This window comes from Aquabacter sp. L1I39 (genome assembly GCF_017742835.1).
Taxonomy (GTDB): domain Bacteria; phylum Pseudomonadota; class Alphaproteobacteria; order Rhizobiales; family Xanthobacteraceae; genus L1I39.
On record NZ_CP072392.1, the window covers coordinates 2,020,885 to 2,045,378 of the forward strand.

Here is a 24,494-nt window from a genome sequence, read left to right on the forward strand (position 1 = left end):
GGCGGCGCTCCGTTCACCGCCTGTCCATGCCATGCGGCATGCCTTCCGGCCTACCGCAGTGCATGGTGCATAGCGGGCGCGCGCCGGACCTCACATGGGCTCGGGACCCCGGGCGATGGCGACCACGCCGGTGCGGGCCACCTCCACGAGGCCGAGGGGCTCCATCAGCCAGGCGAACTGGTCGATCTTGTCGCTCTTGCCGGTGATCTCGAACACGAAGCTCTCGCGGGTGGCATCGATCACCCGGGCGCGGAACGCCTCCGCCAGCCGGAGCGCCTCGCCGCGCGCCTCGCCGAGGCCACGCACCTTCACCATCGCCAGCTCCCGCTCCAGCGACACCGCCTCCTTGGTGAGGTCGCGCACCTTGTGCACGGGCACCAGGCGGTCGAGCTGGTTGCGGATCTGCTCGATCACCATGGGGGTGCCGGTGGTGACGATGGTGATGCGCGAGAGATGGGTCTCCTGGCTCACCTCGGACACGGTCAGGCTGTCGATATTGTAGCCGCGGCCGGAAAACAGCCCGATGACGCGGGCGAGCACGCCGGGCTCGTTGTCCACCAGGACCGAGAGGGTATGGCGCTCGATGGGTTCGGCGGGATGGGACATGGAGGTCTCTTGAGGGTGGGGCGTGCCTCCCGGTCGGGAGGGCACGAGAAAAGGGACGGCGCGTGTTCTTCTCGCGGCGCACCCCGGCCGGCCCTTGAGGGGCGGCGGCCGGGGCGGGCCGTCAGGCGTCCGTCACACCAGCATCTTGCCTTCGTCGGTGATGGCCTCGTCGAGGTCGACAGCCATGTCGCCGAGAATCATCTCGTTGTGCGCGCGGCCCGACGGGATCATGGGGAAGCAGTTTTCCTGCTGGTCCACGATGCAGTCGAAGATCACCGGGCGCTTGATGGCGATCATCTCGGCGATGGCCGCGTCGAGGTCGCCGGGCTTCTCGCAGCGGATGCCGACGCCGCCATAGGCGTCCGCCAGCTTCACGAAGTCGGGCAGCGCCTCCGAATAGGAGTGGGAGTAGCGCCCGCCATGGAGCAGCTCCTGCCACTGGCGCACCATGCCCATGTAGCGGTTGTTCAGGATGAAGATCTTCACCGGCAGGTCGAACTGCACGGCCGTCGACATTTCCTGCATGTTCATCAGGATGGAGGCTTCGCCGGCAATGTCGACCACGAGCGCCTCGGGATGGGCGATCTGCGCCCCGATGGCGGCGGGCAGGCCGTAGCCCATGGTGCCCAGCCCGCCGGAGGTCATCCAGCGATTGGGCTCCTCGAAGCGGAAGAACTGGGCAGCCCACATCTGGTGCTGGCCCACTTCCGTGGTGATGTAGACGTCCTTGTCCTTGGTGGCCGCATAGAGGCGCTCGATGGCGTATTGCGGCTTGATGATCTCGTCGGACGCCCGATAGGCGAGGCAGTTGCGGCCGCGCCAGCGGTCGATCTGCCGCCACCAGGTGTCGAGCGCGTCCTTGTCGATGGTCGCGCCCTTGGCCTTCCACACCGACACGAGATCCGCCAGCACCCGGCCGCAATCGCCGATGATGGGCAGGTCCACCTTCACGTTCTTGTTGATGGAGGACGGGTCGATATCGATGTGGATCTTCTTCGATCCCGGCGCGAAGGCGTCCAGGCGGCCGGTGATGCGGTCGTCGAAGCGCGCGCCGATGCACACCATGACGTCGCAGCCATGCATGGCCATGTTGGCTTCATAGGTGCCGTGCATGCCCAGCATGCCCAGCCACTGATTGCTCGCCGCCGGGAAGGCGCCGAGGCCCATCAGGGTGGAGGTGACTGGAACGTTGGTGAGCTTGGCCAGCTCGCGCAGCAGGCGGCTCGCCTCCGGCCCGGCATTGATGACGCCGCCGCCCGTATAGAAGATGGGCCGCTTGGCGTGGGCGATCATCTCCACCGCCGCCGCGATCTTTTCGGCATCGCCGAACAGCTTGGGCTTATAGGTCTTATGCTCGATATTCTCGCGGCCGACATAGGTGCCGGTGGCGAACTGCACGTCCTTGGGGATGTCGACGACGACCGGACCCGGGCGCCCGTTCTGCGCCACATAGAAGGCCTCGTGCAGGACGCGCGCCAGGTCGTTCACGTCGCGGACGAGATAATTGTGCTTGGTGCAGGGGCGGGTGATGCCCACCGTGTCGCATTCCTGGAAGGCATCATTGCCGATCAGGTGGGTGGGCACTTGGCCGGTGATGCAGACGAGCGGAATGGAATCCATCAGGGCATCGGTCAGCCCGGTGACCGCATTGGTGGCGCCGGGGCCGGAGGTGACGAGCACGACGCCCACCTTGCCGGACGAGCGGGCATAGCCCTCGGCCGCATGGACGGCGGCCTGCTCGTGGCGCACCAGGATGTGCTGCACCTGGTTCTGGTGGAACATGGCGTCATAGATCGGCAGCACGGCGCCGCCCGGATAACCGAACAGATGTTCGACATCCTGGTCGGCGAGCGCCTGCATGACCATTTCGGCGCCGGTCATTTGCTTGTTCATCTCAGTTGCTCCCGGATGCCCGCCTCAGCGCCGCATCCCTTCTCAAGCGTTCCGTTGTTGGATGGTCCAGAAACGACGAAGGGGCCCGAAGGCCCCTCGTCACGCGCCACCAATCCCCGTTCCGGCATTCAAGCCGGCACGATGGTGGCGCCCCAGGGTACAAGAATGGTAACGATCTTGCGCATGTGCGCACACACCTTCTACAAAGTTGCGCGGAACGTACTGTCCGGCGCAATGTCCGTCAAGCACGCCCGTGCGGTTTTTTAGCGCCGGCAAATCCGATAGGCAAAGGGTTCGCCGCCGCCTCATGAACTAATATTGCCGTCTGCCGCGATATTGCCCAATACGTCGGCTCTTTGTAAGGAAAATGTATGACCTTGTGGGACGCTGCGGAAGGGGACCAGTCCGTGCACGCTAACATCCAGCGCCTATCGGCGGCCGCCCTCGCCTTCTTCCTGATGGGCACCGGCGCCGCTCTTGCCGACTGCCAGACCGACTTCATGGCCCTGCGCCAGGACATGGAGGAGAAGGGCAAGCTCCTGCAGGCCGCCGGCAAGGCGAAGAAGCCGCCGCAGGAATTGTGCCCGCTCTTCCGCACCTTTACGGCCGCGGAGGGCAAGGTCGCAAAGTACCTGCAGGATAACAAGGATTGGTGTCAGATCCCGCCGGAGGTTGTGACCTCGGCGATGGCCAACAACAAGAAAACCGCCGAGCTGCGCGACAAGATCTGCGCCGCCGCGGCCAATGGCGCCGGCGCAGGCGGTCCGGCCAAGCCGCCGCCGCAGGGCTCCATGTCCAGCGCCCTCGGCGTCACCACGGGTTATTCCGTCGGCTCCAGCTCCTCGGGCGGGGGCGTGTTCGACACCCTGACCGGCAACGCTCTGAAATAGCCGCGAGGCCCGCTTTGACATCGTGGGGACAGGAGGGCGCGTTCGCGCCCGTTGCCGACGCAGGTGCCGGCAATTGGGTGGATCGCTGGGCCCCGGCGATGCTGCGCCCCTATCTGCGCCTCGCGCGGGCAGACCGGCCGATTGGCAGCTGGCTGCTTCTGCTGCCCTGCTGGTGGTCCACGGCGCTCGCCGCCATCGCGGCCCGCCAGCCCTACCCCGACCCCGTTCTCCTCGGCTTGTTTGCCATTGGGGCCATCGCCATGCGCGGCGCGGGCTGCACCTGGAACGACATTCTCGACCGCGACATCGACAAGAAGGTGGCCCGCACCCGCTCCCGCCCCCTGGCCAGCGGGCAAGTGGGGCTGAAGGGTGCCTTCGCCTTTCTCGCGTTCCAGCTCCTGGTGGGGCTGGCGGTGCTGCTCAGCTTGCCGCGCTTCGCGGTGGTGACGGGCATCGCCTCCATGGGCGTGGTGGCCATCTATCCGCTCATGAAGCGCATCACCTCCGTGCCGCAACTGGTTCTCGGCATTGCCTTTTCCTGGGGCGCGCTGATGGGGTGGGCGAGCGTGTTCTCCTCCATCGAGGACCCGGCTTTGCTGCTGTTTGCCGGCTCGGTGTGCTGGGTGTTCGGCTATGACACCATTTATGCCCACCAGGATCGCGAGGATGACGCGGTGGTGGGCGTGCGCTCCACCGCCCTTCTGTTCGGGCGCCGCACCGGCCTTGCCCTGACCCTGGCCTATGGCGCGACCGTCCTGTTCTTCGCCCTTTCCCTTGTCACGGCGGGCGCGGGCCTCTTCGCCTGGCTCGGCCTGACGGGCTTCGCCCTGCTGCTGCGGCGGCAGGTGGTGCGGCTCGATATCGACAATCCCGATCTGTGCCTTGCCTTGTTCAAGTCCAATCGCAATGCCGGCCTCCTCCTGTTCGCGGGCCTCGCCCTTGATGCCGCATTGCAGCATCTGGTGATGACCGGCGTCATCTAGAGACCGGCGGGGCAGCGCGGGACCACCCGTCGCGGCAGGCATGGCAGGCCGTCTGCCGGCCCCGCTTGCCTTGGCGCCGCCCCCGGCCTATGTGGCGTGCCATGCTCCCCTCTGATCCCTTTTCCTCCTCCGGCGCCGCGGATCTGGCACCGGATGCGCCGGCGGCGATGGCGCGCCATCTGGCTGCGGTCACCACTGCAGCGGGCGAAATCGCGCTTTCCATGTTCCGCGCCGACGTGAAGACCTGGACCAAGTCCAACGATTCCCCCGTGACCGCTGCGGACTTGGCGGTGGACACCTTCCTGCGTGAGCAATTGCAGGCGCTGGCACCCGATTATGGCTGGCTGTCCGAGGAAAGCGTGGATTCGCCCGAGCGTCTCTCCCGGCGCCGGGTCTGGGTGGTGGACCCCATCGACGGCACGCGCGGCTTCATGGCCGGCGGCAGCGACTGGAGCATCTCCGCCGCCTTGGTGGAGGATGGCCGCCCCGTTGCGGGGGCCCTGTTCGCGCCGGTGACGAACGAACTGTTCCTCGCCAGCCTCGGCGGCGGGGCGACGCGCAACGGCGCGCCGATCCAGGCAGCACAGCGCACCGCCCTTGACGGTGCCACCGTGGCCGGCCCCAATGGCGCCCTCGACGCCATGGAGCGCCACGCCCGCATCCAGCGCGTGCCCCGCGCCCGCTCGCTGGCGCTGCGCCTGGCGCGGGTCGCCACCGGCGAGTTGGATCTCACGCTCGCGGGCGCCGCCGCCAATGACTGGGACATTGCCGCGGCGGACCTGATCGTGCATGAAGCGTGCGGTGCAGTAACGAGCTATGACGGAGCGGTGCCGAGGTACAACGCGCCCAGTCCCCGTCATCGCGCTCTGGTCTGCGCCGGCCTCACGCTCCACGGCCCGGTGCTCTCCCTCCTGCAGGGCGGGCCGGGCCTCTGATCCTTGTCGTGCTCTAGCTGCGGGAAGTTTCTGAACATGCCCAAGTCATCCGACCACAAACAGTTGCTGCACCTGGTTTTCGGCGGCGAGCTGAAGGAGCTGGGGGGCGTCGAGTTCAAGGATCTCAACCAGCTCGACATCGTCGGCATCTATCCCGACTATGCCTCGGCCGCCGCAGCCTGGAAGGCCAAGGCCCAGCAGACCGTGGACAATGCGCTCATGCGCTATTTCGTCGTCCACATGCATCGCCTGCTCGATCCCGAGACCGACACCACCCACGAAGGCTGACGCTGCGGGGTCCGCCCGGAGCCCGCCGTCGCCGCAGCGCAACATTTCCTGTTCACGCGGCGAAAGGTGCTGAAACAATCCGATTGCAATGCACCCGGCTCCGTGGGAGACATCCCGCGGGGCGAGCATATGTGTTGACTGGGACATCATCGAAGCATGTGGCGTCGTCTGCGCACCAACCGGGCCTTTCAGGTGGCCGCCGGAACGGCGTTTGCGTCCTATTTCAAGCTGGTCGCCAAGACGTCCCGCTTCATCGTGGAGCCGCCGGACATCTATGAGCGCATGGACGCCCATCTGCCGCTCATCATGACCTTCTGGCACGGCCAGCACTTCCTGACCCCCTTCATCATGAAGCCGCACCATAAGGCGAAGGTGCTTATCTCCCGTCACGCGGACGCGGAGATCAACGCCATCGCCGCCGAGCGGCTGGGGGTCGGCACCATTCGCGGCTCCGGCGCCACCAATCCGGGCGATTTCCATCGCAAGGGCGGCGTCTCCGCCACCTATGCCATGATCGAGACGCTGCGGGAGGGTATCAACGTCGCCATGACTGCCGACGTGCCGAAGATTTCCCGCCGCGCCGGCCTTGGCGTGGTGACGATTGCGCGCCACTCGGGACGGCCTATTCTGCCCATCGCCATGGCCACCAAGAACCGCATCCTGCTCAAGAGCTGGGACCGCGCCAGCCTGCACCTGCCGTTCGGCCAGGGCGCTGCGGTGGTGGGCGAGCCCATCTTCGTGGCGCGCGATGTGGATGAGGCCGGCCTGGAGGCCGCGCGGGCGCGGGTTCAGGAGCAATTGGAAAAGGCCACCGCACGGGCGGAAGCCCTGCTCGGCCGCGGAGACGGCGGCAGGTGAAGGCGGCGACGAAGGGGCAGGCTCTGCCCGTTCCGCTGAAGGCCTATCGCGGGCTGACCGCCATGGCGGGCCTTCTGACCCCCGCATGGCTCGGCTACCGGGTCCGCAAGGGCAAGGAAGACCCGTCCCGCCTGTCGGAACGGCGCGGCTTTGCCAGCGCGGAGCGGCCGCGCGGCACCCTGGTCTGGGTGCATGGGGCGAGCGTCGGCGAGATCATTTCGGTGATGCCGCTGGTGGAGCGGCTGGTGGAGCGCGGCTTTTCCTGCCTGTTGACCTCCGGCACCCTCACCTCCAGCCGCATCGTGGCCCGCCGCGCGCCGCGCGGGGTGATCCACCAGTTCATTCCCCTGGACGCCCCCCGCTTCGTCGCCCGCTTCCTGGACCATTGGAAGCCGGACCTCGCGCTGATCGCCGAATCGGAATTATGGCCGAACCTCCTGGCCGAGATCGGCCGGCGCGGCACGCCGCTGGTGATGGTGAATGCCCGCCTGTCGCAGCGCTCGGCCCAACGCTGGGGCCGCCTGCCCCGCAGCGCCAGTGCGCTGCTCGCCCGCGTCGATCTGTGCCTCGCCCAGACCCGCGACGACGCCGTGCGCTTCAAGGGCCTCGGCGCGCCGCGGGTGGAAGTGGCTGGAAATCTGAAGTTCGACGTGCCGCCCCCGCCCGTGGATCCGGCGGCGCTCGACGCCATGCTCCGGCATCTGCGTGATCGCCCGGTTTTCCTGGCTGCCTCCACCCATCCGGGGGAGGAGGAAGCCATCGCGCAGGTGCATCTGGCCCTGCGGGAGGAGATTCCCGGACTGCTCACCGTCATCGTTCCCCGCCACCCCGAACGGGGCGAGGCGGTGCGGGTGATCGCCGAACAGGCGGGCCTGCCGGCCCTGTCCCGCACCAGCGGGCACATGCCGGACGAGGGCATCGAGATCTATGTGGCCGACACCATCGGCGAGCTTGGCCTGTTCTACCGCCTCGCCCCCGTGGTGTTCGTGGGCGGCTCACTGGCCCGCCATGGCGGGCAGAATCCCATCGAAGCCGCCAAGCTCGGCGCGGTGGTGCTGCACGGGCCGCATGTGTGGAATTTCGGCCTGGTCTATGACCGCCTGGACGCGGAAGGCGGCGCGGGCCTCGTGAATTCCGCCGACGACATCATCGAGAGCGTGCTCTCCCAATATGCCGACCCCACCCTCCATGCCCGCACGGCGGAAGCGGCACGGCGCACCACGGCGGCGCTGAGCGGCGCTCTGGACCGCACCTTGTCGGCCATCGAGCCCTATCTCGTCCAATTGCGGCTGGGGCGCTGATGCTCGCCCGGGCGCCCCGGTTCTGGGCCCGGCCGGGAAGCCTTGCCGGCGCGGTTCTGTCTCCCATCGGCGCCCTTATCGGTGCGGCCACGGTGCGTCGCATGGGCCAGCGGGGGGAATCGGTCGGCCTGCCGGTCATCTGCATCGGCAACCCCACCGTGGGCGGCACCGGCAAGACCCCCACGGCTATCGCCCTGCTCAACGCGCTGACCGCCCGTGGCGCCCGCCCCTTCGCGCTCCTGCGCGGCCATGGCGGCCGCGAGCCGGGGCCACTGCGGGTGGACCTCGATCGGCATGGGCCGGCGGATGTGGGCGACGAGGCTCTTCTTCTGGCCCGCCATGCGCCCACCATCGTCTCGCGCGATCGCCCCAGCGGCGCGCGCCTGGCTCTGGCCGAGGGCGCGACCCATCTGGTGATGGATGACGGCTTTCAGAATCCCTCCCTCGTGAAGGATGCCAGCCTCCTGCTGGTGGATGCGGCCGCCGGAATCGGCAATGGCCATGTGCTGCCCGCCGGCCCCTTGCGCGCGCCCTTGAGGCCTCAATTGGCGCGGGCGGATGCGGTGCTGGTGGTGGGCGAAGGAACGGCCGGGCTGCAGGCGGCGCGCGATGCGGGCGCCCCGACCATCGAGGCCGGCCATCTGGTGCCGGTGGCGGGGGATGCGCAGGCGCTGAAGGGAAAGCCCGTGCTGGCCTTCGCCGGCATTGGCCGGCCGGAGAAATTCTTCGCGACCCTGGAAGCGGTGGGTGCGCAAATCGTGGCGCGCCAGGCTTTCCCGGACCATCACCCCTATGGCGCGGACGAGATCACCGCCTTGGTGGTGAAAGCGCGGGCTGCGGGCCTCACCCCCGTCACCACCGAAAAGGATGCAGTGCGCCTGTCAGGCCCTGCCTTCGCGCAGGTGCGCCCGGAGATTGCCACCCTCGGTGTCGAGATGGTCCCTGCGGCCGCCCATCTGTTTGACGATCTCGTCGCGCTGGCCGAAGGCCGCTTCGCCGCCCGCACCAGAGGATAAGAACCGCCGGCTGCCGGGCCTTCAGGAGGCGGGCTTGGCGTCCTGCTGGCGCACGCGCTGGAGCACCGCCTGCGGGTCCGCATAGGCCTCCTGCAGGTCCACACTCCAATAGCGCAACTCGTCGAGGGGAATGGTCTGACCAGTCACGGCGCAGCGCACGAAGCTGCCGGGACGGAGCACGCGGAACTCGCCGTCGAGATACCGAATCTCGGCCTCGCCATTGGGCTCTGGAAAACGTTCAAATCTGTTCATGACGGCGGGCATCCGCAAAACTGTGTTGCCGCCAACATAAGGTTTTCGGCGCCGAACCGCAAAGGGCCGGCGCCATCGGGGCCGACCGCAGGCCCCAGCCATGCGCTCCGTTCAGAACGGCACGCGCAGGGATTCCCGTTCAGCCGCCAAAGAGCGAGCCTTGGCCTTTCTCTGTCCCCGGCACAGGCCCCTTGGTGGAGGGCTTGGACGGACGGCGCGCCGCGCCCCCCTCCCCGGGCCCCGGCCCCGGCCCCGCGCCATGGGCAGTGACGGCCACTCGGCCATCGGCAAATTCCAGTTCCAGCCCCGCGCCCGGCCGCACCTGCCCGGCCGTGCGCACCGCCTGCCCGGAGGCATCGCGCACCAGGGCGAAGCCACGGGCGAGGACACCGTGATAGGAAAGTGCCTCCAGCATGGAAGAGGCGCCCGTCACTTGCCGGCGCTGGTCCCGCAACAGGGCCCTCACCGCGCGCCCGAGGCGGGCATGCAGGCTCGCCAGCCCCTCCCGTCGGCGGGCAATGTGGAGGGCCTGGGTGCGCAGATAGCCGGCCCGCGCGGCTTCCATGCGCGAGGACAGGGTGGCGAGCCGATCCGCCCGCCGGCCCGCCAATGCCTGCGCGGCGCGCTCCAGCCGGGCGCAGAGCACCTGCGTGCGCTCGCCGTACCGGTCCAGGCGCCCCCGCAGCACATGGGGCGAAAGTCGCCCATGGGCAGCCTGGAAGCGCAGCCGGTGGGCGCTGGCATTGGCCGACAAGCCGCGCGGCAGGCGGGCACCGGCGAGGTCCAGCCGCTGCCGGCGATCGGCCAGCAGGGTTTCCGCCGTGGGCAGCAGGCGCGAGAGCGCCCGAAACTCTGCCCGCGCCCGCTCCAACTGGCGGCGGGGCGCAGCGCGCAGGCGCGTGGCGAGGCGGTCCAGCCCGTTCAGCAGCTCGGCGCGCACCGGCACCGCCATTTCGGCAGCGGCGGTGGGGGTGGGCGCGCGCACATCGGCGGCGAAATCGATGAGGGTGACGTCGGTCTCGTGCCCCACGGCGGAGATGAGCGGGATCTGGCTCTCCGCCGCCGCCCGCACCACCATTTCTTCCGAGAAGCCCAAGAGGTCTTCCAGCGAGCCGCCGCCCCGCGCCACGATGAGCACGTCGGGACGGGGCACCGGGCCGTCGGGGGACAGCGCATTGAAGCCACGAATGGCGGCGCTCACCTCGGCGGCGCAGGTGTCCCCCTGCACCCGCACGGGCCAGACGATGACGCGGCGGGGGAAGCGATCCCCGAGCCGATGAAGAATATCGCGGATGACCGCGCCCGTGGGCGAGGTGACGATGCCGATCACCCGCGGCAGATAGGGCAGCGGCACCTTGCGGCCGACATCGAACAGGCCTTCCAGCGCGAGGCGCGTCTTGCGCTCCTCCAGCATGGCCATGATGGCGCCGGCACCGGCAAATTCCAGCGCCTCGATGACGATCTGGTAGCCGGACTTGCCGGGATAGGTGGTGAGCCGGCCGATGGCCACCACTTCCAGCCCCTCCTCCGGGCGCACCTTCAGGCGGCCGAACGTGCCCTTCCAGACCACCGCATCGAGGCGCGCGCCCGCGTCCTTCAGGGAGAAATAGGCGTGGCCGGAGGAATGGGGACCGCGATAGCCGGAAATCTCGCCCCGCACCCGCACATGGCCATAGGCGTCCTCCACCGTGCGCCGGAGCGCCATGGACAGTTCGGTGACGCTCCATTCGGGCGCGTTGGCGGTAGGCGGGGAGAGGGCAACCATGGAATCACGGAACGGTGGACAACGATGACAAGAGCATAACGCTTTCACCTCTCATGCGGAGAGCGCATTGCCTTTTCTCTTGTTTGCCGGGCCTCAAGCCGATAGCGAAACTGAAACGGGAGAGATGCCTGATGAATGTTCTGCTCCTCGGCTCCGGTGGCCGCGAACATGCTCTTGCTTGGAAGCTGGCCCAGAGTCCGAACATGGGGCAGTTCTACGCCCTCCCCGGAAATCCCGGCATTGCCGATTATGCCGAGGTGGTGGAAGGCATTCCCCTCTCCGCCCACGACACCCTGGTGAAGTGGTGCCGCGACCATGCCATCGCATTCGTGGTGGTCGGCCCGGAAGCGCCGCTGGTGGCGGGCCTCGTGGACCGGCTGAACGAAGCCGGCATCCTCGCCTTCGGCCCCACGGCGGCCGCCGCGCGCCTGGAGGGCTCCAAACTATTCACCAAGGAATTGTGCCGGGCTTATGGCATCCCCACCGCCGGCTTTGCCCGCTTCACCTCCCCCGAGGCGGCCTCCGCCTATGTGAAGGGGGAGCGTCTGCCCATTGTGGTCAAAGCCGACGGCCTGATGGCCGGCAAGGGCGTGGTGGTGGCGCTCAATCTGGAAGAGGCGGTCTCCGCCATCGAGCAGGTGTTCGCCGCCGGCGGCCAGGAAGTGCTGATCGAGGAATTCATGGAAGGCGAGGAGGCCAGCCTCTTCTGCCTCGTGGATGGCGAGACCGTGGTGCCCTTCGGCAGCGCCCAGGACCACAAGCGCGCCTTCGACGGCGACCTCGGCCCCAATACGGGCGGCATGGGCGCCTATTCGCCCGCCCCGGTGCTGACCCCGGAACTGGAAGCTCGCGCCATCGCCGAGATCGTGGTGCCCACCGCCAAGGCCATGGTGAAGGAAGGCGCGCCCTATCGCGGCATCCTCTATGCCGGCCTCATGCTCACCTCGGCCGGCCCCAAGCTGGTGGAATATAATTGCCGCTTCGGCGACCCGGAATGCCAGGTGCTGATGCCGCGCTTCACCGGCGACCTCCTGGACGTGCTCGCGGCCACCGCCGCCGGGCGCCTCGCCTCCGTGGACGTCACCTGGTCCGACGAAACCGCCATCACGGTGGTGTATGCCAGCCGGGGCTATCCCGGTGCCCATAAGACCGGCAACGAGATTGTCGGCCTCGAAGCCGCCGGCGAGGGCGAAGGCGTCATCATCTTCCAGGCCGGCACCAAGCGGCTCGGCAACAAGATCGTGTCCAATGGCGGGCGGGTGCTGAACGTCACCGCCACCGGCGCCTCCCTGAAGGAGGCACGCGATCGTGCCTATGCGGCGGCCGAGCGGATCGAATGGCCCGGCGGCTTCTATCGGAACGATATCGGCTGGCGTGCCTTGAAATAGGCGTACGGGCGAGCGGGACGCAGAGCCCGGCGCCCTCCATATGGACGCAGGAGGACACCGTGCCTGATCTTGCCGATCTCTTTCCCGGCTTTGAGTCCCGCAATGTGGACACCCCCGCCGGGCGCATCTTCGCCCGGGTCGGCGGCGAGGGCCCTCCCCTCCTTCTTCTGCACGGTTTTCCGCAGACGGGCGTCATGTGGCACAAGGTGGTCCCCGCTTTGGCCAAGACCCACCGCCTCGTCATCCCCGATCTGCCTGGCTATGGCTGGAGCGCCGCCCCCGAGCCGGGCCGCGACCACGCCCCCTATTCCAAGCGCGCCATGGCGGCGGCGCTGGTTCACGTCATGGAAGACCTCGGCCACGCCCATTTCGCGCTCGCTGGTCATGATCGCGGCGCGCGCGTCGGCTATCGGCTGGCGCTGGATGCCCCGGGTCGGGTGGACCGTCTGGCGGTGCTGGACATCGTGCCTACCTTGACCATGTGGCACGGCATGGACCGGGCCCGCGCCCTCCAGGTCTATCACTGGGCCTTCCTCGCCCAGCCCCATCCCTTGCCGGAGAAGATGATCGGCGCCGACCCCGCCTTCTTCCTGGACTGGACCCTGGCCAGTTGGACCGCCGCGAAGGATCTCTCCGCCTTCGATCCCCGCGCCCACGCCCATTACCGCGCGGCTTTTTCCTCGCCCGACCATATCCGCGCCTGCTGCGAGGATTATCGCGCCGGGGCCACCATCGACCTCGCCCATGACGAGGCGGACCTGGCCGCCGGCCGGCAAATCGATTGCGAAGTCCTGGCGGTGTGGGGCGCGGCGGGCATTCCCAGCCGAGGCGTCAGTCCGCTGGACGCCTGGAAGGTGTTCGCCCCCAAGCGCCGGGGCGGCCCGGTGGAGGCCGGGCATTTCATATGCGAGGAGGCGCCCGAGGCGGTGAGCGCGGCGCTTCAGGACTTCTTCAGCGCATGAGGGCGACCCGCCGAGCGCCGCCAAAGCCGACGAGATAGAGCCCGATATAGGTGGCGATGGTCGCCCCCACCGCGCCGGCCGCCCAGATGCCTGTGGCCAGCAGCCAGTCGATGGGACCGCCCAGGTCTTCCAGCCGCGAACTGGTGATGAACAGCATGAACCAGATGCCGACGAAGCCGCCGGCAAGGCCCACCAATTCAGACCAAACCAGCCGCCGCGCATCGAGCCCGCGCTCGCGCACCAGGATCATCAAGAGGCCGAGGGCGCAGGTCACCACGAACAGGACAAGCGGCCAGAAGGTGCGGCCGAGGATTTCCTGGAACACCGCCAGGAACACCATGGGATCAAGGTCTTTCATGGCTCACTCCTTCAGGCGAGGCCGCGCAGCATGGAAATGTAGGTGGGCTTCAGCGCAATCTCCTTCATGACCCAGGAGATCCACAGCTCCTCCAGCGGCGCGATGATGCCGGGGAAGGAGGGGGTAAGGTTGTTCTCGTAGTCGAACTCCACCAGCATGGCCTGGCCGATGCGCGTGATGAGGGGACACGAGGTGTAGCCGTTATAGACCGCCGTGGAGGTGCCACCCGTCAGTGTCGCCACCAGATGGTCCAGGGCCACCGGCACTTGCCATTTGACCGAGGCCGCGGTCTTGCCCTTGGGCACGCCGGCCACGTCGCCGACACCGAACACGTTGGGGAACCTTTTGTGCCGCAAGGTGGAGCGGTCCACCTCCATCCAGCCGTCGGCCGCGAACGGGCCGGTGGTCCAGGGCAGCGGCGAGTTGCGCACCGCTGCCGGGGCGCGCATGGGCGGGATGACATTGGTGAAGTCGTAGCCGATCTCCACCGGGCCGTTGGGGGTGGCGAAGGTGGCAATCTTGCGGCCCGGATCGATGGCCGTCATCACGTGGTTGTAGGCCACCTTCACGCCGCGGTCCTGGAACAGCATGCGCACCTTCTCGGAGACGATGGGCACGCTGAACAGCGTGGTGTTCTGCGCCGCATAGACCAACTCCGCTTTCCCCCGCATGCCGCGCTGGCGCAGGGTGTCGTCGGTGATGAAGGTGTATTTGAGCGGCGCGCCCGCGCACTTCATCTCCGTGGCCGGCCGTCCGAACAGGCCGACGCCGCCGGTATCGGCAAAGCGCGACATTTCCTCATAGGTGGCCGCCGCCTGGTCGGGCCCGGCATAGACCGAGCCGATGCCGTTGCGGCCGATGAGCGCGAGGTCCATGCCGGCAATGCCGCCATAATTGAGCTCGAGCCCCGTGGCCACCACCAGGAAGTCGTAGGGCACCGCACGCCCGGAGGCGGTGACCAGCTTGTTGCCCACCGGATCGAACTCGGCCACCGCCTCCTCGATCCACTCCACGCCGCGCGGCACATAGGCGCCGGTCGGCGACACCGAATAGGCGGGCGGCTTCAGGCCGGCCGCGATCAGCGTGAAGCCGGGCTGGTAATAATGCTGCTTGCGGGCATCCACCAGGGTGATGGTGGCGCCGGTGAGGCGCTCCGCAAGCCGGGAGGCCGCCGCAAGGCCGGCGGCGCCGGCGCCCGCAATCACGATGCGCGCCTTGGTGTCCACCGGGGCGGCCAATACCCGCCCTCCAGCCAGGGCGGCGGCCGCCAGGGCGCCGCCCAGCTTCAGGACCTGGCGGCGGCGAAGACCCCGTTGTGCGCCCTTTTGGGGATCATGAAATCCAGGCATGTTTACTCCCTTCGATGGTCGCTTTTTTGCTTTTGGAGCTTGGGCAGCGCTGGCGCTGCCCCGATCAGGTTTCCGGAGCGACCAGATGGCCCTGCCATGCGGCGCGCAGCGTCGCCGCCGTGACCAAGGCGAGCAGTGCGGTCGCCACCAGGAGGACCACCCAGGCGAAAAAGGCCGCCATTGGATCGGGGAAGGCGCGCACATAAAACTGGGTAGCGATGGCGAAGGCGGCGGTCGGGAAGGTCCAGGCCCACCACGACACCGCGAATGGAATCTTCACCAGTTGCTGCGCCAGGGTGGCGAGCGCCAGTGCCACCATTGCCGCAAAGCCGAACAGCGCCAGCGCCGCCTCGCCGAACTGCCCGGTCAGCCGCACCAGGGCGATCAGGGCCACCGAAGGCGGGGCGAGCAGGATGACCAGGCTCGGCCGCAGACGGGGCGGCAAAGGCGGCCCCACGATCAGCCGGTAGAGGATGGCCGGCTGGACGATCACCCACAGCAGGACGCCGATGCCGAACAGCATCCAGCTGATGTGCGGGAAGCCCAGGGTGACGCCCACGGTGGGGGCGAGCACGTTCCCGACCAGGGGAATGAGAAGCGGCGGGGTGAGGGCAGCGGCTTCGCGCGGCGCCGTTACGAGCCCCCGCAGGATCCACACGCCGATTCCCACATGGACGACCACTGCCGTCAGCCACAGGTCGCGTGCAAATTCCGGCAGGTAGCGGAACAAGCCGGCGGACAGAATCATAAGGCCTATGGTAAAGGCGCCCGCGAATGCAGACCGCACCGGGTGGCGCAGATCTTCGCGGAGCGCTTCGGGATGTTGAGCGGCGCGGACAAGGTGAAGCAAGGTGACCAGCAGCCAGGTGACAAGGGCTGCAGCCAGAAGCGCTTCCCCCACCAGGGCCGGCGCACCGAGCACATGCGCTGCCTCCCGCCAGGCAAGACCGCCACCGCCAAGTCCCATGGGCGCCGCGAACAGGGGCAAGGGCAGATGGGCAAGGCTCCCTCTCCCTGCGGCATGGGCCGCCTGGGGGGTCGCAGACGTCGGCAGCATGGCGGCATTCCTCCTTCGGCATGGCCCGGTCCGGGCACATGGCGCCTCCCCCTGCAGTGCGGAAGGCTGGACCCTGGTGAGGCCAGGAAGCTGCAGGCACGGAACGCCTTCTTTACGTAACATTCAATTCTGTTAAATTCAATACTATGAATGTCTCAGATCTACTCCCCGCTGCGGAACGTGCGGCCGAACTCATGCGCAGCCTGTCCCATCCACAGCGCCTTCTGGTGCTCTGCGCCCTTGCGGAGACGGAGAAATCGGTGGCGACGCTGCGGGAGGAACTGGGCATCGGGCAGGTGCCCATGTCGCAGCAATTGATGCGCCTGCGCGCCGATGGCCTCGTGGAGGCGCGGCGCGAGGGCGTTTCCATGGTCTACCGCATCGCCCGGCCCGAAGTGGCGGTGATCGTCCAGGCCCTGCACAAGGCGTTCTGCGCCGAGACCTGCGTCGAGATGCCCGAGGTGACGGACGATGCGGGGGGGACGGCCGGGCGGCCGGCGGAGCGCGGCTGACGGGAAGCGAGCACGGGCGCGGCGCCTTTATGCGCCGGCGTCACCGGGGCAGCGGGGGGTCAGCGCCGGTCCTTGAAGAAATTGCGCAGCACCTCGGCGGCCTGCCGCTCGGCGATGCCGCCATAGACTTCCGGGGCATGGTGGCAGGTGGGCTGGCTGTAGAAGCGCGGGCCGCTGTCCACCGCGCCCCCCTTGGGATCGGCGGCGCCATAATAAAGCCGGCGGATACGCGCGAAGGAGATGGCCGCCGCGCACATGGCGCAGGGCTCCAGCGTCACATAGAGATCGCAGTTCACCAGCCGCTCGGCGCCCAGCGTGGCCGCGCCTGCGCGCAGCACCTGCATCTCCGCATGGGCGGTGGGATCTGAGTTTTCACGCGTGCGATTGCCGTCGCGGGCGATCACCGTGGAGCCACGCACCAGCACCGCCCCCACCGGCACCTCGCCCCGCGCGGCGGCGGCACGGGCCTCGGCCAGCGCCATCTGCATGAAAGTCTCGCCCACGCCGACGCTCCAGCCACCTCGTCTCGCCGCACGGATCGTGCTATCGCCCTCTCCATGCCCCGTACACAGCCTCCCCGCAAGGACAAGAACCGCGTCCCGCGCGTCAAAACCGCGCTGCCGCCCGCCCAAACCAAGGACGCCGAGCGCGTCGCCAAGGTGATCGCCCGCGCCGGTCTCGGCTCGCGGCGCGAGATCGAGGACTGGATCCTGGAAGGGCGGGTGGCCGTCAACGGCACCGTCCTGACCACCCCTGCCTTCACCGTGACGGCGGAGGACGCCATTACCGTGGACGGCGCGCCCCTGCCGGAGCGTGAGCGCACGCGCCTGTTCCTCTACCACAAGCCCCGCGGCGTGGTGACCACCAACAAGGATCCGGAAGGGCGCACGACACTCTTCGAGATCCTGCCCAAGGGCCTGCCCCGCCTCGTCAGCGTCGGCCGGCTCGACTTGAATTCCGAAGGCCTGCTGCTGCTCACCAATGATGGCGGCCTCGCCCGGGTGCTGGAATTGCCGGAGACCGGCTGGCTGCGCCGCTACCGCGTGCGCGCCAAGGGCGAGATCGACCAGGCCCAGCTCGACGGCCTCATCAAGGGCATCACCGTGGAGGGCGTGGAATACGGCCCCATCGAGGCGACCCTCGACCGCGTGCAGGGCGCCAATGCGTGGATCACGGTGGCCCTGCGCGAAGGCAAGAATCGCGAGGTGCGCAATGTGCTGGGCGCCCTCGGCCTCCTGGTGAACCGCCTGATCCGCGTCTCCTACGGCCCGTTCCAATTGGGCGAGGTGCCGGAAGGCGGCATCGAGGAAGTGCGCACCCGCATCCTGCGGGACCAGATGGGCGCCGAGATCATCGCAGCCTCCGGCGCGGACTTTGACGGCCCCATCCTGGATCAGCCCGTGGAACCGCCCGCCCGCCGCGTGCGCACCGAGGCGGCCGAGGACGCGGGCGAGGAGCGCCGTCCCACCCGCCGTGGCCCGCCCCGCCGCGCCGAGCCCGAGCCGGAGCCGCGGGGCCGCGCCCGTCGCCCGCGTGGCGCAGCAGAGGAGACCACCGCCTTCCGCGTGCGTAGCCGCCGGGGCGAGGAGGAGCGCGAGTTGGAAAGCCGTGGCACCGTCTCCGACCGCAAGGGCCGCGAGATCAAGGTGGAGCGCGTGGTGAAGCCGCGCGAGGAGCCCCGGCGGGGCAAGTCCGCTGACGGTCGCCCGCCTCGCAAGGGCGGCCAGCGCGGCTTGGACGATGCGCGGGGCGAAAAGCCCCGCTTCGGCCGAGGTCGCCCCGGCTTCAGCCGTGATGAAGGGGAATTTGGCGGCCGTCCCGCCCGGGGCGGGGCCCGGCCGCCCCGCCGCGACGAGCGCCCCCGCTCGGAGGGGGATGATGTGGGCTTCCTGCCGCGCGGTCCCCGCGCCGGTGCCGAGCGCGGCGAGCGTCCCGCCCGTCCCTTCCGCGAACGCTCTGAGCGTCCCGAGAGCGGCGCCCGTCCGCCCCGTGCCGGTGGCCGCTTCGGCGGGGACCGGGAAGAGCGCGGCGAGCGTCCCGCCCGTCCCTTCCGCGAACGGTCGGAGCGTTCCGAAGGCGGCGCCCGTCCGCCTCGTGCCGGTGGCCGCTTCGGCGGGGACCGGGAAGAGCGCGGCGAACGTCCCGCCCGTCCCTTCCGCGAGCGCTCCGAGCGCCCCGAAGGCGGCGCCCGCCCGCCCCGTTCTGGTGGCCGCTTCGGCGGTGACCGGGAGGAGCGTGGCGAACGCCCGGCCCGTCCCTTCCGCGAACGCTCTGAGCGTCCCGAGGGGGGCGAACGGCCCCAGCGGTCCGGTGGATTCCGCTCCGGTGGACGGGACGACGGCCCGAAGGGCTTCAAGGGCGGCGCCGGCAAGCGGCCGTCTTATGGGGAGGATCGTCCGCGCGGCCCGGCCGGGCCTGGCAAGGGCGGCCCCAAAGGCGGGCCGAAGGGCCGTCCCTCCGGCGGCTTCAAGGCTGGCCCCAAAGGCGGCGGCAAAGGTGGCCCGAAGGGCGGGCCCGGTGGCTCAGGCCCGCGCGGCCGGTCGTCCAGTCCCCGCAGCCGGGGCTGATCGGGGGCGGCCATGCGGATCGTCGGCGGTTCCCTGCGCGGGCGGGTGCTGAAAGCGCCCGCCACCAACGCCACGCGCCCCACCACGGACCGGCTGCGGGAAGCCCTGTTCAATGTGCTCGCCCATGCCTATGGGGACGCGGCCAACGGCGCGCGGGTGCTGGACCTGTTCGCCGGCACTGGCGCGCTGGGCATCGAGGCGCTCTCGCGCGGCGCTTCCTTCGCCCTGTTCGTGGAAGAGGCGCTGGAGCCGCGCGCCCTCATCCGCACCAATGTGGAGACGCTGGGGCTGACCGGCGTCACCCGCATCTTCCGGCGCGACGCCACCCGCCTGGGCGACTGCCCGGCCGGGGATGCTTATGGCCTCGTCTTCTGCGACCCGCCTTATGGCAAGGGCCTCGCTGAACAGGCGCTCGCCTCCGCGCGCCTGGGCGGCTGGCTTGCCCCCGAAGCGCTGGTGGTGGTGGAGGAAAAGGCCGGCGCCTTCACGGTGCCCGAGGGCTTCACCGAATTGGAGCGCCGGCGCTATGACGAGACGGAACTGACGTTCCTGTCTGCCTAACCCTGCCTGTCTGCCTGAACCTTACTCGGCCGCCAGGAAGCGGCCGATGCGCTCCACCGCCTCGCGCATGTCCGCTTCCGAGCCGGCATAGGAAAAGCGCAGGAATTGCTTGCCCCGGAACGGGTCGAAATCCACGCCCGGTGTCACCGCCACATGCACGGCATCCAACAGCCGGGTGGCGAAGGCGGCGGAATCGCCGGTGAAGCGCGAGACATCCGCATAAAGATAGAAAGCGCCGTCCACGGGCAGGAAATGGTCGAGCCCCACGCGCGGCAGGCCCTCGGTCAGGATGCGCCGGTTCACCTCATAGCCGTGCTTGACCGCGTCCATCTCCGCCCGCCCGTCGAACGCCGCCTCGGCGGCGATCTGGGACAGGGTGGGCACCGAGATGGACAGGTTCTGCTGCAGACGCTCCATGGTGCGCGAGAAGCCCGGCGGCACCACCATCCAGCCCACGCGCCAGCCGGTCATGCAGAAATATTTGGAGAAGGAGTTGATGACCACCGCCTCCTCCGACAGCTCCACCGCGCTCACCGCCGGGAAGGCATAATCAAGGCCGTGATAGATCTCGTCGGAGACGAAGCGCAGGCCGAGATCCTTGGCACAGTCCATGAGCGCGGCCAGGGCGGGCCGGTCCATCATGGTGCCGGTGGGGTTGGCGGGGCTCGCCACCAGCACGCCCTTGAGCGGCTTCTGGCGATGGGCGGCCAAGAGCGTCTCCGGCGTCAGGGCGAAGCGGTCCTCCGCGCGGGTCTCGATCAGCACCGGCTCGCAGCCGAGCGCGGAGAGCACGTGGCGATAGGGTGGATAGCCGGGCGCGGCGATGGCCACCCGGTCGCCCGGCTCGAACAAAGCCAGGAAAGCGAGAATGAAGCCCCCCGACGAGCCATTGGTGACGACGATCCGCTCCGGGTCCACCGCCGTGCCGTGCACCTCGCCATAATGGCGGGCGATTCGCGCCCGCAGCGTGGGAATGCCCAAGGCAGCCGTATAGCCCACCTGCCCCGCCTCCAGCGCGGCGGCAGCGGCGCGCCGAGCCGTGAGCGGCGCGGGCGCGGCGGGCTGTCCCACCTCCATATGGATCACCCGCCCCCCGGCGCTCTCGATCCGGGCCGCATGCGCCATCACGTCCATGACGATGAAGGGCGCCACCTGGGAGCGGGCGGCGGGCGAGAAGGGGGGCTTGGAACGCAGGGACATGAGGACGTGATCCTTGCGCGGGGTGCGGCGCCGTCGTGTCGCCGCATTCGCGCGGTGGTTACAGGGGTCGCCCCAACGTGATGCGGGGGCGCATTGACCCATGGGGCCGGGCCGTGTTCCTTCGCGGGAGAACCTGTGCTTGGTAGCCTGCAAGCGCCGGTCCGCCAAGAGAGGGGACACAGGGCGGTGCAGAGCAACGCACCGGACCTGCCCCAGTCATAAGGAATGAGCGTACGGACCGATGACGGTGGTGTGGAGCCTCATCCAGCGCATGACCCGGCGCACGCCGGTCGAACCATCCGGTGATGGCGCCCCGGCGCGTGCCCGCGGACACAAGGCCGGCATGTTCGCCGTGGCCCTGGCCTTTTTCGCCGCCGTGGGGCTGCCACTGAATGAGGCGGCGGCCCAGGCCCGGCCCAAGCTCATCCGCGACGCGGAGACCGAGAACCTGCTGCGGGACTATATCCGCCCCATCCTCAAGGTGGCCGGGCTGACGCAGCAGAATGTGGACGTGGTGCTGATCGGCGACAAATCGTTCAACGCCTTCGTCGCGGACGGCAAGCGCATTTTCATCAATGTGGGCGCGCTCATGGATGCGGAGACGCCCAACCAGATCATCGGCGTGCTCGCCCATGAGATCGGCCACATCTCCGCCGGCCATCTGGTGCGCATGCGCGAGCAGATCGCCGGCGCCCAGACCATGGCCATTGCGGCCATGCTGCTGGCGGGCGCGGGTGTCGCGGCGGGCGCGGCGGCCGGCGCCAGTTCCAATGCGGTGAGCGGGGCGGCGGCAGGCGCCATGACGGCGCCCCAGGAAATGATTCGCCGCTCGCTGCTGAGCTACCAGCGGGGCCAGGAATTGGAGGCGGACCGGCTTGCGGTAAAATACCTCACCGCCACCCAACAATCCGCCAAGGGCATGCTGGAGACGTTCGAGCGCTTCCAGAGCGATCAGCTCTTCCTCTCCCAGCGTGTCGATCCCTATCTGCTCAGCCATCCCATGGCCCGCGAGCGCATCGCGGCACTGGAGCAGCTGGCCAAGGCCAGCCCCTATTACAACACCAAGGACCCGCCCGAGCTCCAGGCCCGCCATGACCTGATGCGCGCCAAGCTGGTGGGCTTCATGGAGCGGCCGGACGGTGTCGCGCGCCGCTATCCGCCCACCGACACCTCGCTCGCCGCCCAATATGCCCGCGCCATCTCGGCCTATCGCTTCGGCAATGTGAACGAGTCCATCGTCAAGATCGACGCGCTGATCGCCCGCCAGCCGAACAATCCCTATTTCATCGAGCTGAAGGGCCAGGCGCTGCTGGAAGCCGGTCGCGCCGGCCAGGCGGTGGCCCCGCTGCAGCAGGCGGTGCGCATGACCAATGGAAACCCCTTGATCCGTGCCATGCTGGGCCAGGCGCTGGTTGAATCCGGCAACCCCGCTCATACGGACGAGGCCATCCGCGAACTGTCCTTCGCCACCCAGCGCGACCCCAATTCCGCCATCGCCTGGCGCTCGCTCGCCACCGCCTATGGCCGCAAGGGGGACCTGGCCAATGCGGACCTTGCCTCCGCGCAAGGCTATATGGCGGCGGGCGAGTTCCGTACCGGCCAGGAACTGGCCGCCCGCGCCCGCCAACGCTTCAAGCCGGGGACGCCGGGCTGGCTGAAGGCCGACGACATCCTCAACTTCAAGCCGCCCGCCGCGACGGCGCAGCGCTGATGATGCCCCTTTCCGACCATAACCGTTTTCTCATGGAGACCTCGATGCTGCCCCGTCCCGGCCTGCGTGCCGCCCTCGCCTTCGCCGCCGCCTTCGGGACGCTGGCCACCCTTTCTGCCCCCGCCGCCGCCTTCACCGATGCGGAGAAGGCCGAGATGGGACCCATCATCCGCGACTATCTGATCAAGAACCCGGAAGTGCTCCAGGAGGCCATCGCCGAGCTGGAGAAGCGCCAGGCCGCCAGCGAGGCGAAGGACCGCCTCCAGGCGGTCACGCAGATGAAGGACCTCATCTTCAACAGCCCGCGCGGCGTGGTGGTGGGCAATCCCAAGGGCGACGTCACCCTGGTGGAATTCTTCGACTACAATTGCGGCTATTGCCGCAAGGCGCTGACCGACATCGAGCAGCTCATCAAGGCCGACCCCAAGCTGAAGGTGGTGCTGCGTGAATTCCCGGTGCTCGGCCAGGGCTCGGTGGAAGCCGCCCAGGTGGCGGTCGCCGTGCGCATGGTGGCGCCCGACAAATACATGGCCTTCCACCATGCCCTGCTCTCCGGCCGCGGCCAGGCCGACCGCGCCAAGGCCATCGCCGCCGCCAAGGAAGTGGGCATCGACACTGCCCTCATCCAGAAGCAGGCCACCTCGCCCGAGCTGAACGCCACGCTGGACGAGAGCATGAAGATCGCCCAGGCGCTCGGCCTCAACGGCACGCCCTCCTTCGTGGTGGGCAATGACGTGGTGATCGGCGCGGTGGGCTATGACAAGCTCAAGGACGCCGTGGACCAGGCCCGCAAGCAGGCCACCAACTGACCGGCGCCGCAAAGCCTGTGCATCATTCCCGCCCCGCGCCGGCCGATGCCCGCGCGGGGCGCTTTTCTTAAGGCGCGCGACCCCTTATAAACGCGCGGCCCGAAGAGCCGGCGCCGGCATGTTGCCGCGACGTCTTCCCCTCGGCGGCCGCGCGATGTGAGCGCGGCGCCATGGACCCGACCGCACCGGATGCCCGATACCGTCCACGTCCTCAACGGACCCAACCTGAACCTGCTCGGCACGCGCGAGCCCGGCATCTATGGCGCCGCGACTTTGGCCGACATCGAGGTGCTGTGCCGGCAGGCCGCCGCCAGCCACGGCCTGGACCTGGTGTTCCACCAGACCAATCATGAAGGCGTGCTGGTGGATCAGATCCACGCGGCGCGGGGCAGCCTCGGCGTGGTGCTGAATGCGGGCGCCTACACCCACACCTCGGTGGCGATCCGGGACGCCATCGCGGCAGCCGCCGTGACGACGGTGGAAGTCCACCTGTCCAACGTGTTCGCGCGCGAGCCGTTCCGGCACCATTCCTATCTCTCGCCCGTGGCGCGTGGTGTCATCTGCGGCTTCGGCCCGCAGAGCTATGTGCTGGGCATCGCGGCGCTCGCAGCGCAGCGTCCGGCCTGACCATGCTTGACATTCAGAACTGACCAGTCCTCAAGGAGCCCCGCGCGGCCGCTCGCGCCGCACGATCGCATAGGCATGATGAAGAATCCCAAATCCCCGATCGACACCGCCCTCGTCCGTGACATCGCCCAGCTCCTGTCGGAGAGCGACCTGACGGAAATCGAGGTCCAGCAAGACGCGCTGCGCATCCGTGTGGTGCGCGCCCCGGCCCCCGTGGTGCAGCAGGTGGCCCCTGCCGCCGTTGCGGCGCCCGCCGCTCCTGCGCTGGCCACCTCCGAAGCCGCCGCTGCCGCCAGCCCGGCCGACTTCTCCAAGCACCCCGGCGCGGTCACCTCGCCCATGGTCGGCACCGCCTATCGCTGCCCTGAGCCGGGCGCGGCGCCGTTCGTGGACGTAGGTTCCACCGTCCGCGAAGGCCAGACGGTTCTCATCGTCGAGGCCATGAAGACCATGAACGCCATCCCGGCCCCGCGCTCCGGCACCGTCACCAGGATCCTGGTGGAGAACGGCCAGCCCGTGGAATATGGCGAGCCCCTGCTCGTCATCGAATGAGCGACGGCGCGCCCCGAGGCGCGCGTCACGGACGGGCCGGCGCCTCCTGCCGGC

At 68.9% G+C, this 24,494-nt stretch carries 25 protein-coding genes; 16 read left to right on the forward strand and 9 right to left on the reverse strand.

Annotation, left to right across the window (positions count from 1 at the left end; all coding sequences use genetic code 11):
* Positions 1 to 90 precede the first annotated feature (90 nt).
* Positions 91 to 606 (reverse strand): acetolactate synthase small subunit, encoded by a 516-nt coding sequence (gene ilvN / locus J5J86_RS08790; protein WP_209104506.1) that lies wholly within the window; start codon positions 604 to 606, stop codon positions 91 to 93.
* Positions 607 to 738: 132 nt separating this feature from the next.
* Positions 739 to 2,499, reverse strand: a complete 1,761-nt coding sequence (locus J5J86_RS08795; protein WP_209104507.1) for an acetolactate synthase 3 large subunit — start codon at positions 2,497 to 2,499, stop codon at positions 739 to 741.
* Between the two features lie 371 nt (positions 2,500 to 2,870).
* Here J5J86_RS08795 and J5J86_RS08800 point away from each other — a divergent pair, with 371 nt between their 5' ends.
* From J5J86_RS08800 to lpxK, 7 genes are all read left to right on the forward strand, one after another.
* Positions 2,871 to 3,389, forward strand: a complete 519-nt coding sequence (locus tag J5J86_RS08800; protein ID WP_209104508.1) for a hypothetical protein — start codon at positions 2,871 to 2,873, stop codon at positions 3,387 to 3,389.
* A 14-nt stretch (positions 3,390 to 3,403) separates the two neighbouring features.
* Positions 3,404 to 4,372 (forward strand): 4-hydroxybenzoate octaprenyltransferase, encoded by a 969-nt coding sequence (gene ubiA, locus J5J86_RS08805; protein WP_209104509.1) that lies wholly within the window; start codon positions 3,404 to 3,406, stop codon positions 4,370 to 4,372.
* Between the two features lie 101 nt (positions 4,373 to 4,473).
* A complete protein-coding gene (locus tag J5J86_RS08810; RefSeq protein WP_209104510.1) occupies positions 4,474 to 5,307 on the forward strand; it encodes a 3'(2'),5'-bisphosphate nucleotidase CysQ in 834 nt (277 codons plus the stop codon).
* A gap of 36 nt (positions 5,308 to 5,343) precedes the next feature.
* Positions 5,344 to 5,595: a DUF4170 domain-containing protein gene (locus tag J5J86_RS08815; RefSeq protein WP_209104511.1), complete on the forward strand. Its 252-nt coding sequence runs from the start codon at positions 5,344 to 5,346 to the stop codon at positions 5,593 to 5,595.
* Positions 5,596 to 5,751: 156 nt separating this feature from the next.
* Positions 5,752 to 6,453 carry a lysophospholipid acyltransferase family protein gene (locus J5J86_RS08820; protein WP_209104512.1) on the forward strand — a complete coding sequence of 234 codons (702 nt, stop codon included), beginning with the start codon at positions 5,752 to 5,754 and terminating at the stop codon, positions 6,451 to 6,453.
* Between the two features lie 62 nt (positions 6,454 to 6,515).
* A complete protein-coding gene (locus J5J86_RS08825; RefSeq protein ID WP_209105322.1) occupies positions 6,516 to 7,754 on the forward strand; it encodes a 3-deoxy-D-manno-octulosonic acid transferase in 1,239 nt (412 codons plus the stop codon).
* Complete coding sequence (gene lpxK / locus J5J86_RS08830) at positions 7,754 to 8,770, forward strand: tetraacyldisaccharide 4'-kinase (protein WP_209104513.1); 1,017 nt, start codon at positions 7,754 to 7,756, stop codon at positions 8,768 to 8,770. Before J5J86_RS08825 ends, lpxK begins: the two co-directional genes overlap by 1 nt.
* 21 nt (positions 8,771 to 8,791) lie before the next feature.
* Here the strand turns inward: lpxK and J5J86_RS08835 are convergent, their stop codons facing one another.
* Both J5J86_RS08835 and xseA read right to left on the reverse strand, forming a co-directional pair.
* Positions 8,792 to 9,022: a DUF2093 domain-containing protein gene (locus J5J86_RS08835; RefSeq protein WP_209104514.1), complete on the reverse strand. Its 231-nt coding sequence runs from the start codon at positions 9,020 to 9,022 to the stop codon at positions 8,792 to 8,794.
* Between the two features lie 139 nt (positions 9,023 to 9,161).
* On the reverse strand, positions 9,162 to 10,787 hold the full coding sequence (gene xseA, locus J5J86_RS08840; RefSeq protein ID WP_209104515.1) for an exodeoxyribonuclease VII large subunit: 1,626 nt from the start codon (positions 10,785 to 10,787) through the stop codon (positions 9,162 to 9,164).
* Positions 10,788 to 10,918: 131 nt separating this feature from the next.
* Between xseA and purD the strand changes: the two genes are divergently transcribed.
* Positions 10,919 to 12,175 (forward strand): phosphoribosylamine--glycine ligase, encoded by a 1,257-nt coding sequence (gene purD / locus J5J86_RS08845; RefSeq protein WP_209104516.1) that lies wholly within the window; start codon positions 10,919 to 10,921, stop codon positions 12,173 to 12,175.
* A gap of 59 nt (positions 12,176 to 12,234) precedes the next feature.
* Positions 12,235 to 13,137: an alpha/beta fold hydrolase gene (locus J5J86_RS08850; RefSeq protein ID WP_209104517.1), complete on the forward strand. Its 903-nt coding sequence runs from the start codon at positions 12,235 to 12,237 to the stop codon at positions 13,135 to 13,137.
* Here the strand turns inward: J5J86_RS08850 and J5J86_RS08855 are convergent.
* The 3 genes from J5J86_RS08855 to J5J86_RS08865 all read right to left on the reverse strand — a co-directional run bounded on the left by J5J86_RS08855 (position 13,127) and on the right by J5J86_RS08865 (position 15,901).
* Positions 13,127 to 13,495, reverse strand: coding sequence for a DUF5368 domain-containing protein (locus J5J86_RS08855; RefSeq protein WP_209104518.1), 369 nt, complete (start codon positions 13,493 to 13,495; stop codon positions 13,127 to 13,129). The genes J5J86_RS08850 and J5J86_RS08855 overlap by 11 nt on opposite strands.
* Positions 13,496 to 13,506: 11 nt before the next feature.
* Complete coding sequence (locus J5J86_RS08860) at positions 13,507 to 14,844, reverse strand: NAD(P)/FAD-dependent oxidoreductase (protein WP_209104519.1); 1,338 nt, start codon at positions 14,842 to 14,844, stop codon at positions 13,507 to 13,509.
* Positions 14,845 to 14,908: 64 nt separating this feature from the next.
* Positions 14,909 to 15,901, reverse strand: a complete 993-nt coding sequence (locus J5J86_RS08865) for an SLAC1 family transporter (protein WP_209104520.1) — start codon at positions 15,899 to 15,901, stop codon at positions 14,909 to 14,911.
* Between the two features lie 194 nt (positions 15,902 to 16,095).
* On the opposite strand from J5J86_RS08865, the gene J5J86_RS08870 reads away from it, so the two are divergent.
* Entirely contained in the window at positions 16,096 to 16,413 is a 318-nt protein-coding gene (locus tag J5J86_RS08870; protein WP_342449167.1) for an ArsR/SmtB family transcription factor, read from the forward strand.
* 59 nt (positions 16,414 to 16,472) lie between these two features.
* Here J5J86_RS08870 and J5J86_RS08875 read toward each other — a convergent pair whose 3' ends face one another.
* Positions 16,473 to 16,901, reverse strand: coding sequence for a nucleoside deaminase (locus J5J86_RS08875; protein WP_209105323.1), 429 nt, complete (start codon positions 16,899 to 16,901; stop codon positions 16,473 to 16,475).
* Positions 16,902 to 16,970: 69 nt separating this feature from the next.
* Between J5J86_RS08875 and J5J86_RS08880 the strand changes: the two genes are divergently transcribed.
* Both J5J86_RS08880 and rsmD read left to right on the forward strand, forming a co-directional pair.
* Positions 16,971 to 18,980: a pseudouridine synthase gene (locus tag J5J86_RS08880; protein ID WP_209104522.1), complete on the forward strand. Its 2,010-nt coding sequence runs from the start codon at positions 16,971 to 16,973 to the stop codon at positions 18,978 to 18,980.
* Between the two features lie 12 nt (positions 18,981 to 18,992).
* Positions 18,993 to 19,541: a 16S rRNA (guanine(966)-N(2))-methyltransferase RsmD gene (gene rsmD, locus J5J86_RS08885; protein WP_209104523.1), complete on the forward strand. Its 549-nt coding sequence runs from the start codon at positions 18,993 to 18,995 to the stop codon at positions 19,539 to 19,541.
* Between the two features lie 21 nt (positions 19,542 to 19,562).
* Here rsmD and J5J86_RS08890 read toward each other — a convergent pair whose 3' ends face one another.
* Positions 19,563 to 20,741: a pyridoxal phosphate-dependent aminotransferase gene (locus tag J5J86_RS08890; protein WP_209104524.1), complete on the reverse strand. Its 1,179-nt coding sequence runs from the start codon at positions 20,739 to 20,741 to the stop codon at positions 19,563 to 19,565.
* Between the two features lie 343 nt (positions 20,742 to 21,084).
* Between J5J86_RS08890 and J5J86_RS08895 the strand changes: the two genes are divergently transcribed.
* From J5J86_RS08895 to accB, 4 genes are all read left to right on the forward strand, one after another.
* The gene (locus tag J5J86_RS08895) at positions 21,085 to 22,452 is read left to right on the forward strand and encodes a M48 family metalloprotease (RefSeq protein ID WP_209104525.1); all 1,368 of its coding nucleotides are present in this window, start codon (positions 21,085 to 21,087) and stop codon (positions 22,450 to 22,452) included.
* A 44-nt stretch (positions 22,453 to 22,496) separates the two neighbouring features.
* Complete coding sequence (locus tag J5J86_RS08900; protein ID WP_247658266.1) at positions 22,497 to 23,261, forward strand: DsbA family protein; 765 nt, start codon at positions 22,497 to 22,499, stop codon at positions 23,259 to 23,261.
* Between the two features lie 189 nt (positions 23,262 to 23,450).
* Complete coding sequence (gene aroQ / locus J5J86_RS08905; protein ID WP_209104526.1) at positions 23,451 to 23,888, forward strand: type II 3-dehydroquinate dehydratase; 438 nt, start codon at positions 23,451 to 23,453, stop codon at positions 23,886 to 23,888.
* A 78-nt stretch (positions 23,889 to 23,966) separates the two neighbouring features.
* Positions 23,967 to 24,440, forward strand: coding sequence for an acetyl-CoA carboxylase biotin carboxyl carrier protein (gene accB / locus J5J86_RS08910; RefSeq protein ID WP_209105325.1), 474 nt, complete (start codon positions 23,967 to 23,969; stop codon positions 24,438 to 24,440).
* The last annotated feature ends 54 nt before the right edge of the window (positions 24,441 to 24,494 follow it).

Excerpts from the sequence above, each read along its gene's own strand:
- lpxK (WP_209104513.1), top strand. The coding sequence starts at position 7,754 with ATGCTCGCCCGGGCGCCCCGGTTCTGGGCCCGGCCGGGAAGCCTTGCC.
- rsmD (WP_209104523.1), top strand. The coding sequence starts at position 18,993 with ATGCGGATCGTCGGCGGTTCCCTGCGCGGGCGGGTGCTGAAAGCGCCC.
- J5J86_RS08795 (WP_209104507.1), bottom strand. The coding sequence starts at position 2,499 with ATGAACAAGCAAATGACCGGCGCCGAAATGGTCATGCAGGCGCTCGCC.
- J5J86_RS08835 (WP_209104514.1), bottom strand. The coding sequence starts at position 9,022 with ATGAACAGATTTGAACGTTTTCCAGAGCCCAATGGCGAGGCCGAGATT.
- J5J86_RS08810 (WP_209104510.1), top strand. The coding sequence starts at position 4,474 with ATGCTCCCCTCTGATCCCTTTTCCTCCTCCGGCGCCGCGGATCTGGCA.
- accB (WP_209105325.1), top strand. The coding sequence starts at position 23,967 with ATGAAGAATCCCAAATCCCCGATCGACACCGCCCTCGTCCGTGACATC.
- J5J86_RS08820 (WP_209104512.1), top strand. The coding sequence starts at position 5,752 with ATGTGGCGTCGTCTGCGCACCAACCGGGCCTTTCAGGTGGCCGCCGGA.
- J5J86_RS08860 (WP_209104519.1), bottom strand. The coding sequence starts at position 14,844 with ATGCCTGGATTTCATGATCCCCAAAAGGGCGCACAACGGGGTCTTCGC.
- J5J86_RS08875 (WP_209105323.1), bottom strand. The coding sequence starts at position 16,901 with ATGCAGATGGCGCTGGCCGAGGCCCGTGCCGCCGCCGCGCGGGGCGAG.
- J5J86_RS08815 (WP_209104511.1), top strand. The coding sequence starts at position 5,344 with ATGCCCAAGTCATCCGACCACAAACAGTTGCTGCACCTGGTTTTCGGC.
- J5J86_RS08870 (WP_342449167.1), top strand. The coding sequence starts at position 16,096 with ATGCGCAGCCTGTCCCATCCACAGCGCCTTCTGGTGCTCTGCGCCCTT.
- J5J86_RS08855 (WP_209104518.1), bottom strand. The coding sequence starts at position 13,495 with ATGAAAGACCTTGATCCCATGGTGTTCCTGGCGGTGTTCCAGGAAATC.
- xseA (WP_209104515.1), bottom strand. The coding sequence starts at position 10,787 with ATGGTTGCCCTCTCCCCGCCTACCGCCAACGCGCCCGAATGGAGCGTC.
- J5J86_RS08880 (WP_209104522.1), top strand. The coding sequence starts at position 16,971 with ATGCCCCGTACACAGCCTCCCCGCAAGGACAAGAACCGCGTCCCGCGC.
- purD (WP_209104516.1), top strand. The coding sequence starts at position 10,919 with ATGAATGTTCTGCTCCTCGGCTCCGGTGGCCGCGAACATGCTCTTGCT.
- J5J86_RS08890 (WP_209104524.1), bottom strand. The coding sequence starts at position 20,741 with ATGTCCCTGCGTTCCAAGCCCCCCTTCTCGCCCGCCGCCCGCTCCCAG.
- J5J86_RS08900 (WP_247658266.1), top strand. The coding sequence starts at position 22,497 with ATGCTGCCCCGTCCCGGCCTGCGTGCCGCCCTCGCCTTCGCCGCCGCC.
- J5J86_RS08865 (WP_209104520.1), bottom strand. The coding sequence starts at position 15,901 with ATGCTGCCGACGTCTGCGACCCCCCAGGCGGCCCATGCCGCAGGGAGA.
- ilvN (WP_209104506.1), bottom strand. The coding sequence starts at position 606 with ATGTCCCATCCCGCCGAACCCATCGAGCGCCATACCCTCTCGGTCCTG.
- J5J86_RS08825 (WP_209105322.1), top strand. The coding sequence starts at position 6,516 with ATGGCGGGCCTTCTGACCCCCGCATGGCTCGGCTACCGGGTCCGCAAG.
- J5J86_RS08800 (WP_209104508.1), top strand. The coding sequence starts at position 2,871 with ATGACCTTGTGGGACGCTGCGGAAGGGGACCAGTCCGTGCACGCTAAC.
- aroQ (WP_209104526.1), top strand. The coding sequence starts at position 23,451 with ATGCCCGATACCGTCCACGTCCTCAACGGACCCAACCTGAACCTGCTC.
- J5J86_RS08895 (WP_209104525.1), top strand. The coding sequence starts at position 21,085 with ATGTTCGCCGTGGCCCTGGCCTTTTTCGCCGCCGTGGGGCTGCCACTG.